Raw genomic sequence first — 15148 nt, forward strand, 5'->3', positions numbered from 1 at the left:
AGGCGCAACCTTGCATCAACCAAGCCGCGGCGTCCTGTGATCCTGTTCGGTGATCCCGGACACTGCGCGAACCTCCGGTCCGCACGCCTGGACCCCTCCCGAAACTCGCTTTTCAGGCCGCCCCGAACCGGGCGGCCTTTTTTCATGGCGCGTGTCTCCACGAAGGTCTTCGCCAGGATCTTGGGCCAGGATCTTGCGCCAGGGACTTGCACCAAGAACTTGCACCAAGTCCTCTCGCAAGCCTCCGCGCCGGGCCTGCCCTCCGGCGCCTTCCCTCCAGCGGCACCGATCGCCTCGATTAACGTTAACGCCCGGTAAAGGCCGCGTGCCTCGGCGTTCGGCGCTAGAGTTGCGCAACAAGGGACAAGCGCGCCGGCTTTCGTCCCACCGCGGGACGCATCATCCCGATTGCGGCACAGGAGGCACTATGAGCGGATACGACGTCATGTTCCGGGACGAGCGCGACTGGGTGAATTTCGGTGACACCTACGTCACATCCGATGCGTTCAAGACGCTCTTCCGCGAGGGCATGACCCTGGTCGAGGAAGCCGCCGCCTATCTCGACGGCACGGGCCGCGAGGAGTCCCGGCTGATGTCCCGAGATGGCACGCTCAGCTACGCCAGCGAGAGCATGCGTCTCACCACTCGGCTGATGCAGATCGCATCCTGGCTTCTGGTGCAGCGCGCCGTCTCGGAAGGGGAGCTGACCCCGGCCGAGGCGATGCAGGAAAAGACCCGCGTCCGGCTGACCACGCCGGAGACTTTCCGCAGCGAGGTGTTCGGCGTGCTGCCGCCCACCCTCCAGGATCTCATCGTCCGTTCACGGCGGCTCCACACCCGAATTCTGCATCTGGATGGACTGATCGCCGACGAGCGCCCGTCGCCGCTTCCCCAGGAGAGTCCGGTGGTGGCGCAACTGAGCCTCCTGCGCTCCGCCTTCGCCCCGGCATCCGCCTCTTGAAGCGACACCGGGGCCCGGCCGCTTGGCCGGGCCGACCGTCCCGCGATGACCCCCGAAACGCAGAACGGGCGGCACCTGAGGTGCCGCCCGTTCTGCGTCGGTCCGAAGGTGCCGCCGCGTCGTCGCGGCGGCACGTCGAGATGGCCTTACTTCTTGCCGAAGGACAGAGCACCGAAACGCGAGTTGAAGCGCGAAACGCGACCGCCGCGATCGAGCATCTTCTGCTCGCCACCGGTCCAGGCCGGATGGGTGTTGGGGTCGATGTCGAGGTTGAGGGTGTCGCCCTCCTTGCCGTAGGTCGACCGGGTCATGTACTCGGACCCGTCGGTCATCACGACCTTGATGAAGTGGTAGTCGGGATGCTCGGTACCCTTGGCCTTGTCGGCCGCGCTCTTTGCCATGACGAAATCCTTGAATAGCCAAGCCGACCGGCCCGTCTGGCGGCCCGCGGCCATAGATCACGCGCAATCGGATGAAGGCGCGCCTATACCCCACGCACCTTCGCCCGACAAGCGTGCGCCGATCGAAGAGGCCGCCGGTCGGTCGCTTTTCCTTGAAGACCAATGATGACGAGGCACCATGGCTCGCGGCCGTGACAAGAAATCTTCCGGGGAAGCCCGGCCGAAGGCACCGCTGGGTTCGCTGCGCCCGCTGATTCCCTTCGCGATGGTCTATCGCGGCCGGATGCTCGCCGCCTTTCTGGCCTTGCTGGCCGCGTCCGGTGCGACCCTGGTGGTCCCGCTCGCTCTGCGCCGGGTGATCGATCACGGCTTCTCACCGGAGGGGCAGGGGGTCATCGACACCTACTTTGCGGCGCTGATCGGTGTGGTCGCGGTGCTCGCCCTCTCCAGCGGCGCCCGCTACTACACGGTGGTCACGCTGGGCGAGCGGGTGGTGGCGGATCTGCGCACCGCCGTGTTTCGCCGGCTGACCCAGCTCGACCCGGCCTTCTTCGACCGCTCGCTGTCGGGCGAGATCATTTCGCGTCTCACGGCGGATGCGACGCAGGTCAAGGCGGTGTTCGGCGTCTCGATCTCGATCCTTCTGCGCAACGCGTTCCTCTTCAGCGGAGCGGTCGTGATGATGGTCATCACCAGTCCGAAGCTCTCGATCCTGGTGCTCGCCGCGATTCCCCTGATCGTCTTTCCGCTGATTCTCTCCGGCCGCGGCGTGCGTCGCCGATCGCGGGCCGCGCAGGATCGCCTGGCCGACGCCTCCGCTTACGCGGCCGAAGCGGTGAATGCGATCCGCACCATGCAGGCTTTCGGGATGGGCCGGAGCACGGCCGCCCGATTCGGCGAGGCGTCCGAGAACGCCTACGCGGCGGCCCGTGATTCGATCCAGGCGCGCGCGCTGCTGACGGGCGTCGCCATCTTCCTGATCTCGGCCAGCGTCGTCGGCGTGATGTGGTACGGCGCGCAAGGCGTTCTCGCCGGCACCATGACGGCCGGTCAGCTCTCGCAGTTCGTGCTCTACGCCGTATTCGGGGCGAGCGCGCTGGGGCAGCTCTCGGAAGTCTACGGAGAACTCGCCCAGGCCGCGGGCGCTGCCGAGCGGCTCGGCGAAATCCTGGCGGCCGAGCCGGCGATTCAGGTTCCGGTCGACCCACTTCCGCTGCCGGTTCCAGCGAGGGGCGCGGTCACCTTCGAGTCGATCCGATTCCTTTATCCGGCCCGCCCCGACCACCCGTCCCTCGACGGGATCAGCTTCACCATCGCGCCGGGCGAGCGCGTCGCGCTCGTCGGCCCTTCGGGAGCCGGCAAGACCACGGTGTTGCAACTGCTGCTGCGCTTCTACGATCCGCAGGCAGGCACCATTCGGGTAGATGGCGTCGATATCACGCGCGCCGATCCGGACGCTCTGCGCGAGCGCCTGGCCCTGGTACCGCAGGACCCGACGGTGTTCTCGGGGAGCGTTCTCGACAACATCCGCTACGGGCGCCCGGAGGCGACGGAGGCGCAGGTGCAGCGCGCCGCCGAACTCGCCAACGCGGACGGCTTCATCCAGGCCCTTCCGCAGGGCTATGCCACGACGGTGGGCGAGCGGGGCGTCACCCTGTCCGGCGGCCAGCGCCAGCGCGTCGCCATTGCACGCGCCATCCTGAAGGACGCGCCGATCCTGCTTCTCGACGAGGCGACCTCGGCCCTCGATGCCGAGAGCGAGCGCGCGGTGCAGACGGCCCTCGACACCCTGATGCGCGGGCGCACCACGCTGGTCATCGCGCACCGGCTCGCCACGATCCGCAAGGCCGACCGGATCCTGGTCCTCGACGGGGGCCGAATCGTCGAGAGCGGTACCCACGAGAGCCTGCTGGCGCAGGGCGCGCTCTACGCGCAACTCGCCGCGCTTCAATTCACCGATGCCCACGACGAGACCGCGCGGAGCAAGGAGGCCCGCCCGCGCCTCACGCCCCTCCCGGCGGAGTAGGGTGGACCGGCGCGGGGGTCAGGTCCCTGCGTCGGTCCCGTTCAGCGGGTTGGCGTCGTCCCAGCCGTAGCCGAGCGTTTCGAAACGCATCGATCGCGTGTCGACCATCAGCAGGCGCCCGACCAGGGGCTCGCCGAAATCCGTGATCGTGCGGATGACCTCGAGCGCCATGAGGGATCCCATGATGCCCGCCAGTGCTCCCAGCACGCCGGCCTCGGCGCAGGGGGCGACGCTGCCGGGCGGCGGCGGATTCGGGAACAGGCAGCGATAGGTCGGGTTCGGGCGACCGCGCGCATCGCTCGCATAAGGCTTGAGCGTCGTCAGCGATCCGTCGAAACGCCCGAGGGCCGCCGTCACCAGCGGCCTCCCGGCATGGAAGCACGCATCCGACACGGCGTAGCGGGTGGCGAAGTTGTCGGAGCCATCGGCCACCATGTCATAGGTACCGATGAGGCTCTGCGCGGTCTCCGCCGTGAGCCGCGCCGCGTGGGTCTCCACGGCGACGTGCGGATTGAGGCGGACCACCGCATCGCGCGCGCTCTCCACCTTCAGGCGGCCGATATCGGGGGTCGCGTGGATGACCTGTCGCTGCAGGTTCGACAGGGAAACGACGTCGTCGTCGATGATTCCGATCGTCCCGATCCCGGCCGCAGCGAGGTACTGGATCAGCGGCGCGCCGAGGCCGCCGGCGCCGATGACGAGGACGCGGGCGGCCTTCAGACGGGCCTGCCCCGGTCCACCGACCTCCGGCAGGACAAGGTGGCGGGCATAGCGTTCGACTTCGTCGGAGGAGAGGGCCATGCCCCGCAGATAAGCCCGGTCGACGCGGCGCGAAAGACCGCGGGCGAATTGCACCCCCGCGCGCCGGCGCTTATGGCCTGCCCACAGGACATCAAGCGAGAGTCTCGCCCGTGCCGAACGTCGCCCTCGACCACTCCCCGCTTGCCCTCGCCCAGAACCTGATCCGCTGCCCCTCGGTGACGCCGGAGGAGGGGGGAGCCCTGACCTGGCTCGGCGGCATCCTTGAGGAGGCCGGGTTCGCGGTCGAGCGTCCGCGATTCTCGCAGGCCGGCACGCCCGATATCGACAACCTCTACGCCCGCATCGGCACCCGCGCGCCCTACCTGCTGTTTGCCGGGCACACCGACGTGGTGCCGCCGGGTGACCTCGCCCGCTGGCGCCACGGCCCCTTCGCCGGGACGGTCGAGAACGGAATCCTGTACGGGCGCGGGGCCGTCGACATGAAGGGGGGCATCGCCTGCATGCTCGCCGCCGCTCTCGACTATCTCGACGTGGCCGGTCCGACCTTTCCGGGCTCAATTGGATTTCTCATCACCGGCGACGAGGAGGGGCCGGCGATCAACGGGACGGTCAAGCTCCTCGAATGGGCGCGGGCGCGTGGCGAACGCTTCGATCATTGCCTCCTCGGCGAGCCGACCAACCCGGATTCCCTCGGCGACATGATCAAGATCGGCCGGCGCGGGTCGCTCACGGGACACCTCACGGTGCAGGGCCGACAGGGACACGTGGCTTATCCGGATCTCGCCGAGAACCCGATTCCCGGCCTCCTCCGCCTCGCCGGAGCCTTGCTGGCCGAACCGCTCGATGGCGGAACCCAGCATTTCGGCGCCTCGAACCTGGAATTCACCACCCTCGACGTCGGCAACACGGCCACCAACGTGATCCCGGCCGAAGCGCACGGCACCTTCAACATCCGCTTCAACGACCGCTGGACCGCCGAAACCCTCGGCGCCGAGATCCGGGCCCGCCTCGACGCGGCCGCCGGCCGGAGCGTGCGCTATCATCTCGACCTGCTGCCCTCGAATTCGCCGGCCTTCCTCACCGAGCCGGATGCCTTCACCGAACTCGTCGCCGGCGCCATCGTCACCGAGACCGGCCGCCGTCCGGTGCTCTCCACCACGGGCGGCACATCCGACGCCCGATTCATCAAGGATTCCTGCCCGGTCATCGAGTTCGGCCTCGTCGGCCAGACCATGCACCAGACCGACGAATGCGTTCCGGTGGCCGACCTGAACCGCCTGACGGCGATCTACACGCGCGTGCTGGCGGCGTATTTCGGGGGCGAGGCGATCACCCGGAGAGCATGACTCGGCCCTCCGGGGTGGCGCTCCCGCTTAAGGGCCGTTGCCCGAAGCGTCCGCCGCATTGGCTTGCGCCTTCATCTGCGACCGGAAGCGTCGTGAATCGGAACCAAGACGATCGCCGACGGCGATGTAGATCTGACGCAGGCGCTGAACGTGCGGATCGTCGAGCCGCAGTTCGATGCTGGCGACGACAAGGTCGACTGCAGCCTGCCGGCCCGGCGTTGCCTCGATCATGTTCGACCCCAGGATGATGCGTCCGACTTCGAGGAGGAGCGCTTCGTTGCGGGCATCGCCCGGTGCCGCGAGGCGTTCGAGGTCGAACAGCGTCCTGACGCCGAGCAGCCACAGCCGGATCAATCGCTCCCGGCCGACCGAACAGCACAGTTGAGCCTGAGCGACCCAGTCCATGATCTGGTAGACGCCGAACGGCGTTTCCACGAACAGCATCAAGGGATTGGCGGCAGCCAAGTTCTGGGTGGAATGGATGTGATGATCGTCGAGGCGGATACGGATTTCGGTGTCAATTCCATCGATGATCTCCACGGGCGTGATCTTGAAGGCCCGATAGACCTCGTGCTCTTCCCGCTTGAAGTTCTTCAGCTTGTCCCGGTGGATGATGTTGCGCAGCACGACATCGGGCATGATTCCCGCCACGAAGCAGCCGGTGATCGCCAATGCGAGCAGCACCGGCGATGCCATCATGGCTCCATTCGACGCGACGAGTCCGTCGAGGGTGCTGGCACCGGCCCGCAGCAGGCCGACGACCAGGATCGGCACGAGAACGATTCCGATCACGACTTTGATCGTCTCACCGATGATCGTCGCCGGACTCAGGTCGAAATTCTTGATGGCGCGATAGAGGTTGCGCAGAGCCGTGATGTAGCTGCCGGCGAACGCAGCCCCGATTCCCGCCAGCCAGACCAGGCCGTGTTTCGGGACGCCCGAACAGCCACCGGAATGGAGCGATTCGGACGAGCTGGCGCAGAGAAGGCTGGCGAGAAGTGACAGGCCATGGAATACAGCCGTCGCCGCGAGCAGGCTGAAGACGACACTGCCCAGGACCCATGCCGTCGTGGTGAAATCTTCCCGTTGGCGCGATCCGTCGAGGCCGTGAAGGGCGGCATCCACCGTATCGACGGGACTGCCCTTTCCAGGCAGGCGCGGCCGCCCGACAAAATATTTATATTTTACGAATTCGAACGAGGGGATCAGTCGCTGGCTGGTTTGCCCGGCAATGTCGAAGACGGCTGCCAGATCACGCACGATCTCCTGCCGCTGCCGCTTCACGGCTTCCCGGATCGCGATGAAAATGAAGGGCGAGAGTGCTGCGAAGACAGTCGCTCCCAGAATGAAGACGTGAATTGGAAAATTCATTGCGGGCCTATCCATCGCGCGATGCGGCACGCACCGGGTCTTCGCGATGATGTCTAATTCCCACGGTATTTCAACTTAAAGTAAAACATATTTCCTTTAGATTGCTGAAACTCCGTATTCCACACCCACAAGCGTGAGGCCGCAGGCCGGCGCCAACGGCCCGCAGCGGCTGCGGTCGCGGCTCGCCAGGATATCGGAGACGTCGTCGGCGGTGATCCGGCCGCTGCCGGCCAGCATCAGGGTGCCGACCATCGAGCGGACCTGATGGTGCAGGAAGGCGCGGGCCGAGGTGGCGACGACGATCTCGTCGTGCAGGCCCATCGGCATCGCGACGACATCGAGCTGATCCAGGGTCCGCACCGGGCTCTTCGCCTGGCACTCGGCGGCCCGGAAGGCCGTAAAGTCGTGCAGGCCGAGAAGGCGCGTGGCCGCCGCCTGCATCAGCGCGATGTCGAGGGGCCAGGGTACCTGCCAGACATGGGCACGGTTCAGCACCGGCGGGCTGCGTCGGTTGAGGATGCGGTAGCGATAGTGCCGGCGGGTGGCGGAGTGGCGGGCGTTGAAATCCCCGGCAACGATCTCCGCGCTGAGGATCGCCACCGGGTGCGGGCGCAGGTGTGCATTGAGCGCGTCGCGCACCACATCGGTCCGCCAAGCCTTCGCGAGATCGAGATGGGCGACCTGGTGCGTGGCGTGGACGCCCGTATCGGTGCGGCCGGCGCAAGTGAGGCCGGAGACCTCTCCGGAGAAGCGCGTGACGGCGGCCTCGATCGCCGCCTGAACCGAGGGCTGCGATGTCTGTCGCTGCCAGCCGCAGAACGGCGAACCGTCATACTCGACGATGAGCTTGTAGCGCGGCATCAGGCCTGCTCCGGGCGGGTCATGCCAATGCCGTTCCGGGCGTCGCGTGGGTGCCGCGCACGAACTCGGCTCCGGTGGAAACGCCACCCTTGCCGGCCCGGCGCAACGCGCGAAGGCGCACGGCCCCGTCTCCGCAGGTGATCGTCGCCTCGAGGTCCAGAAGGGTGCCGGGCGCCCCTGATCCGGACACGGCCGCGGCCGACACGGCTTCAGCCGATAGGACTTTCACACGCTCCAGCCCCTTGCCGAAATCGGCTTCGAAGAAGGCCCCGGGAAACGGCGACAGGCCGTTGATGTGGTTGGCAATCTCGCGCGCCGGTCGGGTCCAGTCGATGCGGGCTTCGTCGTTGGTGATCTTATGGGCGTAGACCACGCCGCTCTCGGATTGCGGCGTGAAGGTGAGCGCGCCGCGTTCGAGGGTCTGCAGCGCCTCACCCATCAGGTCGGCGCCCAGCGGCATCAGTGCGTCGTGGAGCTGCCCCGCGGTCATACCGGGCGTGATGGGGCAGTGCGCTTCCATCGCCACCGGGCCAGTATCCAGGCCGGCTTCCATGCGCATGATGCCGACGCCGCTCATCGCGTCGCCCGCCATGATGGCCCGCTGGATCGGGGCAGCGCCGCGCCAGCGCGGCAGCAGGGAGCCGTGCAGGTTCAGACAACCGTGGCGCGGCTGGTCCAGTAGGGCCTGCGGCAGCAGCAGGCCGTAGGCCACCACCACGGCGACGTCGGCATCATGGCTCGCGAAGGTCGCGGAGGCCTCGGGCGTCTTCAGGCTGGCGGGCGTCAGCACCGGCAGGTCGAGGCGCTCGGCCATCGCCTGCACGGGGGAGGGTTTCAGTGCCATGCCGCGCCCGGCCTTCGCCGGCGCACGGGTGTAGACCGCCACGATGCTGTGTCCGTCGGCCGCGAGGCGCGCAAGGGTCGGCACGGCGAAATCCGGCGTGCCCATGAAGACGACGCGCATGGCTCTTGGTCTCCGCCCTTCAGGGGCTCCGGCGCCCGGAGCTTCCGGTTTCTGCCCGGCTCGGCAGTCCGGGTGTCCGGTCTTGGCAGCATTCCGCGTTCGGGCGTCAGACGCCGTCGCGCTTGGCGGCCTTGGCGAACTTCTTCATCACCCGGTCGCGCTTCAGCTTCGACAGGTGGTCGATGAACAGCACCCCGTCGAGGTGGTCGATCTCGTGCTGGATGCAGGTGGCGAGCAGGCCGTCCGCCTCGATCTCCTGCTCCTGGCCTTCGAGGTCGCGGAAGCGCACCCGGACCCGGTCGGGCCGCTCGACCTCACCGTAATATTCGGGGATCGAGAGGCAGCCTTCATCGTAGATCCGCTTCTCCTCCGAGGCCCAGACGATCTCCGGGTTGAGAAAAACCTGCGGCTGGCGGTCGTTCTCGTCCTTCGAGGTGTCGATGGTGACGACACGCTTCGGCATGCCGATCTGGATTGCCGCGAGACCGACGCCGGGTGCGTCATACATTGTCTCCAGCATGTCGGCGGCGAGCGTCCGGATCTCGTCCGTCACGGGGCCCACCGGCTCGGAGGCTAGGCGCAGGCGCGCGTCGGGCAGGATCACGAGAGGACGGATGGTCATGGGGCGATCGGACTTGAACTGGGGTGCGGGGCCGGCGGCTGCCTGAACCCCCGCAGATACGGGCGCGTCACAGGCCGGTCAAATGCCGGGGCGGGACCGGACGGACGACGAGGCTCAGAACGGCGTACGGCTGCGGATCGCCGCGGTCAGCGTCCCTTCGTCGAGGTAGTCGAGCTCCCCGCCCACCGGTACGCCATGGGCCAGCCGGGTGACCTTCAGGTTGTGCGCCTGCAGGGACTCCGTGACGTAATGGGCTGTCGTCTGCCCATCCACGGTGGCGTTCAGCGCCAGGATGATCTCACGCATGGCCGGATCGGCGGCGCGGGCCACCAGGCTATCGAGGTTGAGGTGCTCCGGTCGTACGCCGTCGAGGGCCGAGAGCACGCCTCCGAGCACGTGATAGCGCGCCGTCACCGCCCCCGAGCGCTCCAGCGCCCAAAGGTCGGAGACGTCTTCGACCACCACGAGCGTCGTCGGGTCGCGGCTCTCGTCGCAGCAGATCGTGCAGGGGTCGCGCGTATCGACGTTGCCGCAGGCGTGGCAGACGACGATGCGCTCAGACGCCACCCGCATGGCGTCGGCCAGAGGAGCCAGCAGCGTCTCGCGCTTCTTGATGAGCTGCAGGGCGGCGCGGCGCGCAGACCGAGGCCCGAGGCCCGGCATCCGGGCCAGGAGCTGAATCAGGCGCTCGATCTCGGGACCGGCAACGGCTTGTGCCATGGATGAACAATCTCGTGACGGTTGAGACGCCCACACGGCACAATGCGTAGGACGTGGCAGGAACAGGCGAGGCGGCAGCGAAAGGTCGATCTGCCCGGTCGCGCCCGTTTCGTTCCGAAGCTCTGAGATAGGGGGTTCGCGGCCGGATTTCGCCCCCCGGACGGGCCGAAACGCCGCGAAATGCACCGCTTCGGCGGCCCGATTCAAGCTTCGCTCAGCAACTCACCTTCGTCATGTGGATTTTTTTGTCAGCCAACGGGAAAGTTGACGGCAGACGATCTGCCTTTATGCAGAGGACGCGCGGTCGTGGAGCGGAGAACCTGTGTGCGGTGGACCTGACCAACCGTGCGGACGCTTCGGGACTGAACGAATCTGGAGAAGCCGCCAAGGCTTCCCGCGATGTGGCGGCGACGCGATCAGGTGACCAAGGAGAGACGACAGTGACCCAGACCGGTGCGTACAATCCCGCCCATGGCGCCGAGGCTATCGGCCTGCGCAATCTGAAGGCGCTTCACTGGAACCTCGACGTGCCCCGGCTCTACGAGGAGGCCCTGGCCCGCGGCGAGGGACAGCTGGCCCGTGGCGGCGCCTTCGTGGCGACCACGGGCTCGCATACGGGCCGTTCGCCGAAGGACAAATTCGTCGTGCGCGACGCCGCCACCGAGAACGAGATCTGGTGGGACAACAACGGTGCGATCACGCCCGAACAGTTCGAGACCCTGTATGCGGACTTCCTCGCCCATGCCGAGGGTCGCGAGCTTTTCGCCCAGGACCTGCGGGGCGGCGCCGACCCGGCGCACGGCGTCAATGCCCGGGTGTTCACCGAACTCGCCTGGCACTCGCTCTTCATCCGCAACCTGCTGATCCGGCCTGACCGCGCCACGCTCGAATCCTACGTGCCCGAGCTGACGATCATCGACCTGCCGAGCTTCCAGGCCGAGCCGCACCGGCACGGCTGCCGCTCGAAGACCGTGATCGCCATCGATTTCGCGCGCAAGCTCGTCCTCATCGGCGGCTCGGCCTATGCCGGCGAGATGAAGAAGTCGGTCTTCACCTACCTCAACTACATCTTGCCGAAAGCCGGCGTGATGCCGATGCACTGCTCAGCCAACGCGGCCCTCGACGAGGCTGGCGACTCGGCGCTGTTCTTCGGTCTCTCCGGCACCGGCAAGACAACGCTCTCCAACGATTCCTCACGCCAGCTTCTCGGTGACGACGAGCACGGCTGGAGCCAGGATGGCATCTTCAACTTCGAGGGCGGTTGCTACGCCAAGACGATCCGCCTCTCGCGCAATGCCGAACCGGAGATCTACGCCACCACCGAGCGCTTCGGCACGGTGATGGAGAACGTGGTGATCGACCCCGAAACCCGGGTCCCGGATTTCGACGATGCCTCGCTCACCGAGAACACCCGCTGCGCCTACCCGCTCGATTTCATCGCCAATGCGAGCGCGACGGGCCGGGCGGCGCACCCCAGGAACATCGTCATGCTGACCTGTGACGCCTTCGGGGTGATGCCGCCGATCGCGAAGCTGACCGGCGCAGAGGCGATGTACCACTTCCTCTCCGGCTACACCGCCAAGGTCGCCGGAACCGAGCGGGGCCTGACTGCGCCCGAGGCGACGTTTTCGACCTGCTTCGGTGCCCCGTTCATGCCCCGCCATCCCAGCGTCTACGGCAACCTGTTGCGCGACCTGATCGCTCACCATGCGGTCGATTGCTGGCTCGTGAATACCGGCTGGACCGGGGGCGGCGTCGGCACGGGCCGACGCATGCCGATCCGCGTCACCCGCCGCCTGCTCACGGCCGCTCTGGACGGCTCGCTGGCGCATGTCGCGTTCCGTCGCGATCCCTATTTCGGCTTCCAGGTGCCGGTGGCGGTGCCGGGAGTCGAGACGGAGGTGCTGTCGCCGGTCGAGACCTGGAACAACAAGCCGGCATTCCAAGAGACCGCGACCCGGCTCGTGACCATGTTCCAGGAGAACTTCAAGCGCTTCGCAGCCCATGTCGACGCGGATGTGCGCGCCGCCGAGCCGGTGCTCTCGGCCGCAGCCTGACAGGTACCCCGGGGCGCGGAGGAGCCCTCCGCGTCCTGGTCCGAGCGTCTCGCCCCGCAGACCGTGTCCGTCCGATCCCGATCAGGGGTCGTCGGTCGGAGATGGGTCGACGAGGACGTCGGGCGCGTTCTCGCGCGCCTCCCGGAACACGACGCCGACCTCGTTCTCCCCGTGCCAGATCGTCCGCGCACGATAGGTCTGGTCGCTCGAATCCAGGAAAAGATCGAAGGCCTCTGGAGCCGTCACCGGCGTGCAGAAGACCACGCGGGCGCCGACCGGAGACAGGTTCCGGATCAGGCAGGGCTCGGTTTCGGCCGATGCCTGTTTCAGGGCGGCGCGCCCGGCCAGGTGGGTCTCGGCGCGGACCATCTTGCGTTGCTCATCCATGCCGCCAGGAAGCATCGACAACTGTTAAGAGCTCGCCACCGCGATCGTCAAAACCAGTGCCTACCCGAGAGTTGTTCTCGCTATCCAGAGCGCGCGGGCCGATGCTCGCCGTGAGCGGTTGCCTGCGGACGAGGCTCGGAAGCCTTTTGGGCCAGATCGCGATCGGCTCCACGTCCGAGCGTGCTTGTCCGACCGAGCATTCCCGCCGAAACACTTGTGCTTCAAGATGCGAAACGACGCCAGGATTTGGCGTCCAGACAAGAAATCGTGGCCGCTCTACTTGAGCCCACCGGCACGAAGCGGTTGCGGTCGGGGCTGAAGTCCGGTCTGGCTTGAGCCAAGAACGATCCGTCGCCCCTAGAACAACTTCAGACCGGGCGGGATCGGCAGACCCTTGGTCAGCTCGGCCATCCGCTCGGCCGCCACCTGTTCGGCCTTGCCGCGTGCGTCGTTGACGGCGGCGACGATCAGATCCTCGAGGATTTCGCGCTCGTCGGGGATCAGCATCGCGGGATCGAGCTGTACGCCCTTCACCAAACCCTTGGCCGTCATCGTCACCCGTACGGCCCCACCGCCCGAGGCACCCGAGACCTCGACGGTGTCGAGTTCTTCCTGCAGGGAGGCCATCTTCTCCTGCATGGCCTGAGCTTGCTTCATGATACCCATCAGGTCGCGCATCGGGTCTGTCCTCTCTCGTTCCGAAACCGGGATGGATCACATCTGGGGCGCGGCGGCCCCTGAGGCTATGCCTCGTCGTCGGGCTCGTCGCGTTCGGCCTCGCCGGTAACGGCAGCCTCGGCCGCGGGCGAGACCTCCGGCGCCTTGTCGCGGACATCGACGATCTGCGCGCCCGGGAACCGTGCCATCACCTCGCGCACCAGCGGATGTGCGGCGGCGTTCTGATGGCGCGTCTCGGTGGCGGCGCGTGCCGTTGCGTCGAGGGTCGGCTCGCCGGCCTCTTTGGACAGGGCGACGATCCAGCGCCGGCCGGTCCAGGCGTCGAGGGCCCTGGCGAGGTCGTTGGCGATGCTCTGACGGCCGCCCTCCGCCAGGCGGAACTCGATGCGGCCTTCCTCGAAACGGACCAAGTGGACTTCGCGCTCCAGGGCCATCTTCAGGCCGATATCGCGCTTGGTGTCGGCCAGCGCGACGACATCGGTGAATCGCAGGAGGCGCGGCCCCTCGGGCTGTGGAGCCGGGGTCGGGCTGATCATGGCCGGTCGCGATGCGCCTCCGCCGGCGGCCATCGCCAAGGGGGGGCGCGGCGACGCCTCGGCCGAGAAGCGCGGGATCGGCGGCAGGGCCGGGCGGGCATCCGCCATTGCCGGCCCGGAGAATGATGGGGCCGGCGACGGGGTCGGCGAGAGATCTTGCGAACGGACGGGGGCGGTGTCCGAGCCGGCAGCGGACGGGTTCGGCGCGGCGGCCGGCGCGGCGAGGGCCTGCGCCTTCATCTGACGCAGGGCCTCGTCCGGGGTCGGCAGGTCGGCCGCGTAGGCCAGCCGCACCAGCGCCATCTCGGCCGCTGCCAGGGGCCGCGTCGCCGTCTGGACCTCTGGGATCGCCTTCAGCAGGATCTGCCAGGCCCGCGACAGCACCCGCACCGAAAGCGTCTGGGCGAACGCACGGCCGCGCTCGCGCTCCGCCTCGCTCAGGGTCGGGTCGGCGGCGGCTTCGTCGGGCACCAGCTTGAGCCGGGTGACCAGGTGGGTGAAGCTGGCAAGGTCGGAGAGGATCACGGCCGGATCGGCGCCGGCCTCGTATTGGCCGCGCACCTCCGAGAAGGTGGCCGGAATGTCGCCGCGCATCACCGCCTGGAACAGGTCGACGATGCGGCCGCGATCGGCGAGCCCGAGCATGTCGCGCACGCTCTGGGCGCTGACGAGGCCAGCCCCATGCGCGATGGCCTGGTCCAGGAGCGAGAGGGCGTCGCGAACCGAGCCCTCGGCCGCCCGGGTGATCGCCGCCAGTGCCTCCGCGTCGGCCTCCACGTTCTCGGCGGCACAGATGCGGGCGAGATGCCCGACCAGTGTCTCGGCCTCGACGCGGCGCAGGTCGAAGCGCTGGCAGCGAGACAGGATGGTCACCGGCACCTTGCGGATCTCGGTGGTGGCGAACACGAACTTGGCGTGCGGCGGGGGCTCCTCCAGCGTCTTGAGGAAGGCGTTGAACGCCTTCTCCGAGAGCATGTGGACCTCATCGACGATGTAAACCTTGTAGCGGGCCTCGGACGGCGAGTAGCGGATGCCGTCGATGATCCCGCGCACGTCGTCGATGCCGGTATGGGAGGCCGCATCCATCTCCAGCACGTCCATGTGCCGGGATTCCATGATCGCCCGGCAATGTCGGCCGAGTTCCGGCATCGCGATGGTCGGACCGGTATCGGGGTGTCCGTCGCGGACATAGTTCAGCCCGCGGGCCAGGATGCGGGCCGTGGTGGTCTTGCCGACGCCGCGGACGCCGGTCAGCATCCAGGCCTGTGGAATGCGATTGGCCGCGAAGGCATTGGCGAGCGTCCGCACCATGGCGCCCTGGCCGATCAGATCGTCGAAATTCTGGGGGCGGTACTTGCGGGCCAGCACCCGGTAGGGCGTGGCCGCCGGCGCAGGCTCGGGAAGACCAGGCAGGAGCCCGGAATCGCTCATAGGGCCGGAGGTCGCGTCCATGCCG

14 protein-coding genes are annotated in these 15148 nt (G+C 67.7%); 4 read left to right on the top strand and 10 right to left on the bottom strand.

Annotation, left to right across the window (positions count from 1 at the left end):
- Positions 1–427 precede the first annotated feature (427 nt).
- Positions 428–961, top strand: coding sequence for a protease adaptor protein RcdA (gene rcdA / locus ASF60_RS02170; RefSeq protein ID WP_056179522.1), 534 nt, complete (start codon positions 428–430; stop codon positions 959–961).
- Positions 962–1107: 146 nt separating this feature from the next.
- On the opposite strand, the gene rpmE is transcribed toward rcdA, so the two are convergent.
- Positions 1108–1362: a 50S ribosomal protein L31 gene (gene rpmE / locus ASF60_RS02175; RefSeq protein ID WP_055948879.1), complete on the bottom strand. Its 255-nt coding sequence runs from the start codon at positions 1360–1362 to the stop codon at positions 1108–1110.
- A 178-nt stretch (positions 1363–1540) separates the two neighbouring features.
- Between rpmE and ASF60_RS02180 the strand changes: the two genes are divergently transcribed.
- On the top strand, positions 1541–3388 hold the full coding sequence (locus tag ASF60_RS02180; protein WP_056179525.1) for an ABC transporter transmembrane domain-containing protein: 1848 nt from the start codon (positions 1541–1543) through the stop codon (positions 3386–3388).
- An 18-nt stretch (positions 3389–3406) separates the two neighbouring features.
- Here ASF60_RS02180 and ASF60_RS02185 read toward each other — a convergent pair whose 3' ends face one another.
- A complete protein-coding gene (locus ASF60_RS02185) occupies positions 3407–4189 on the bottom strand; it encodes a HesA/MoeB/ThiF family protein (RefSeq protein WP_056179529.1) in 783 nt (260 codons plus the stop codon).
- 110 nt (positions 4190–4299) lie between these two features.
- On the opposite strand from ASF60_RS02185, the gene dapE reads away from it, so the two are divergent.
- Complete coding sequence (gene dapE / locus ASF60_RS02190; protein ID WP_056179532.1) at positions 4300–5496, top strand: succinyl-diaminopimelate desuccinylase; 1197 nt, start codon at positions 4300–4302, stop codon at positions 5494–5496.
- Positions 5497–5523: 27 nt separating this feature from the next.
- Here the strand turns inward: dapE and ASF60_RS02195 are convergent, their stop codons facing one another.
- From ASF60_RS02195 to recR, 5 genes are all read right to left on the bottom strand, one after another.
- Positions 5524–6897, bottom strand: a complete 1374-nt coding sequence (locus ASF60_RS02195) for a hypothetical protein (protein ID WP_156633760.1) — start codon at positions 6895–6897, stop codon at positions 5524–5526.
- Positions 6898–6963: 66 nt separating this feature from the next.
- Complete coding sequence (truA, locus tag ASF60_RS02200; RefSeq protein ID WP_056179538.1) at positions 6964–7728, bottom strand: tRNA pseudouridine(38-40) synthase TruA; 765 nt, start codon at positions 7726–7728, stop codon at positions 6964–6966.
- A gap of 19 nt (positions 7729–7747) precedes the next feature.
- Positions 7748–8692, bottom strand: coding sequence for a methionyl-tRNA formyltransferase (gene fmt / locus ASF60_RS02205; RefSeq protein ID WP_056179542.1), 945 nt, complete (start codon positions 8690–8692; stop codon positions 7748–7750).
- A gap of 106 nt (positions 8693–8798) precedes the next feature.
- Complete coding sequence (locus ASF60_RS02210) at positions 8799–9314, bottom strand: peptide deformylase (protein WP_056179545.1); 516 nt, start codon at positions 9312–9314, stop codon at positions 8799–8801.
- A gap of 114 nt (positions 9315–9428) precedes the next feature.
- Entirely contained in the window at positions 9429–10034 is a 606-nt protein-coding gene (recR, locus tag ASF60_RS02215) for a recombination mediator RecR (protein ID WP_056179548.1), read from the bottom strand.
- Between the two features lie 440 nt (positions 10035–10474).
- Here recR and ASF60_RS02220 point away from each other — a divergent pair, with 440 nt between their 5' ends.
- The gene (locus ASF60_RS02220; protein WP_056179549.1) at positions 10475–12091 is read left to right on the top strand and encodes a phosphoenolpyruvate carboxykinase; all 1617 of its coding nucleotides are present in this window, start codon (positions 10475–10477) and stop codon (positions 12089–12091) included.
- Between the two features lie 81 nt (positions 12092–12172).
- On the opposite strand, the gene ASF60_RS02225 is transcribed toward ASF60_RS02220, so the two are convergent.
- The 3 genes from ASF60_RS02225 to ASF60_RS02235 form a co-directional block, all read right to left on the bottom strand.
- Complete coding sequence (locus tag ASF60_RS02225) at positions 12173–12478, bottom strand: hypothetical protein (protein ID WP_056179552.1); 306 nt, start codon at positions 12476–12478, stop codon at positions 12173–12175.
- Between the two features lie 357 nt (positions 12479–12835).
- The gene (locus ASF60_RS02230; protein ID WP_056179556.1) at positions 12836–13156 is read right to left on the bottom strand and encodes a YbaB/EbfC family nucleoid-associated protein; all 321 of its coding nucleotides are present in this window, start codon (positions 13154–13156) and stop codon (positions 12836–12838) included.
- A gap of 65 nt (positions 13157–13221) precedes the next feature.
- Complete coding sequence (locus tag ASF60_RS02235; protein ID WP_056179559.1) at positions 13222–15144, bottom strand: DNA polymerase III subunit gamma/tau; 1923 nt, start codon at positions 15142–15144, stop codon at positions 13222–13224.
- Positions 15145–15148: the final 4 nt, after the last annotated feature.

The sequence above is a fragment of the Methylobacterium sp. Leaf113 genome (assembly GCF_001423325.1).
Classification (GTDB): domain Bacteria; phylum Pseudomonadota; class Alphaproteobacteria; order Rhizobiales; family Beijerinckiaceae; genus Methylobacterium.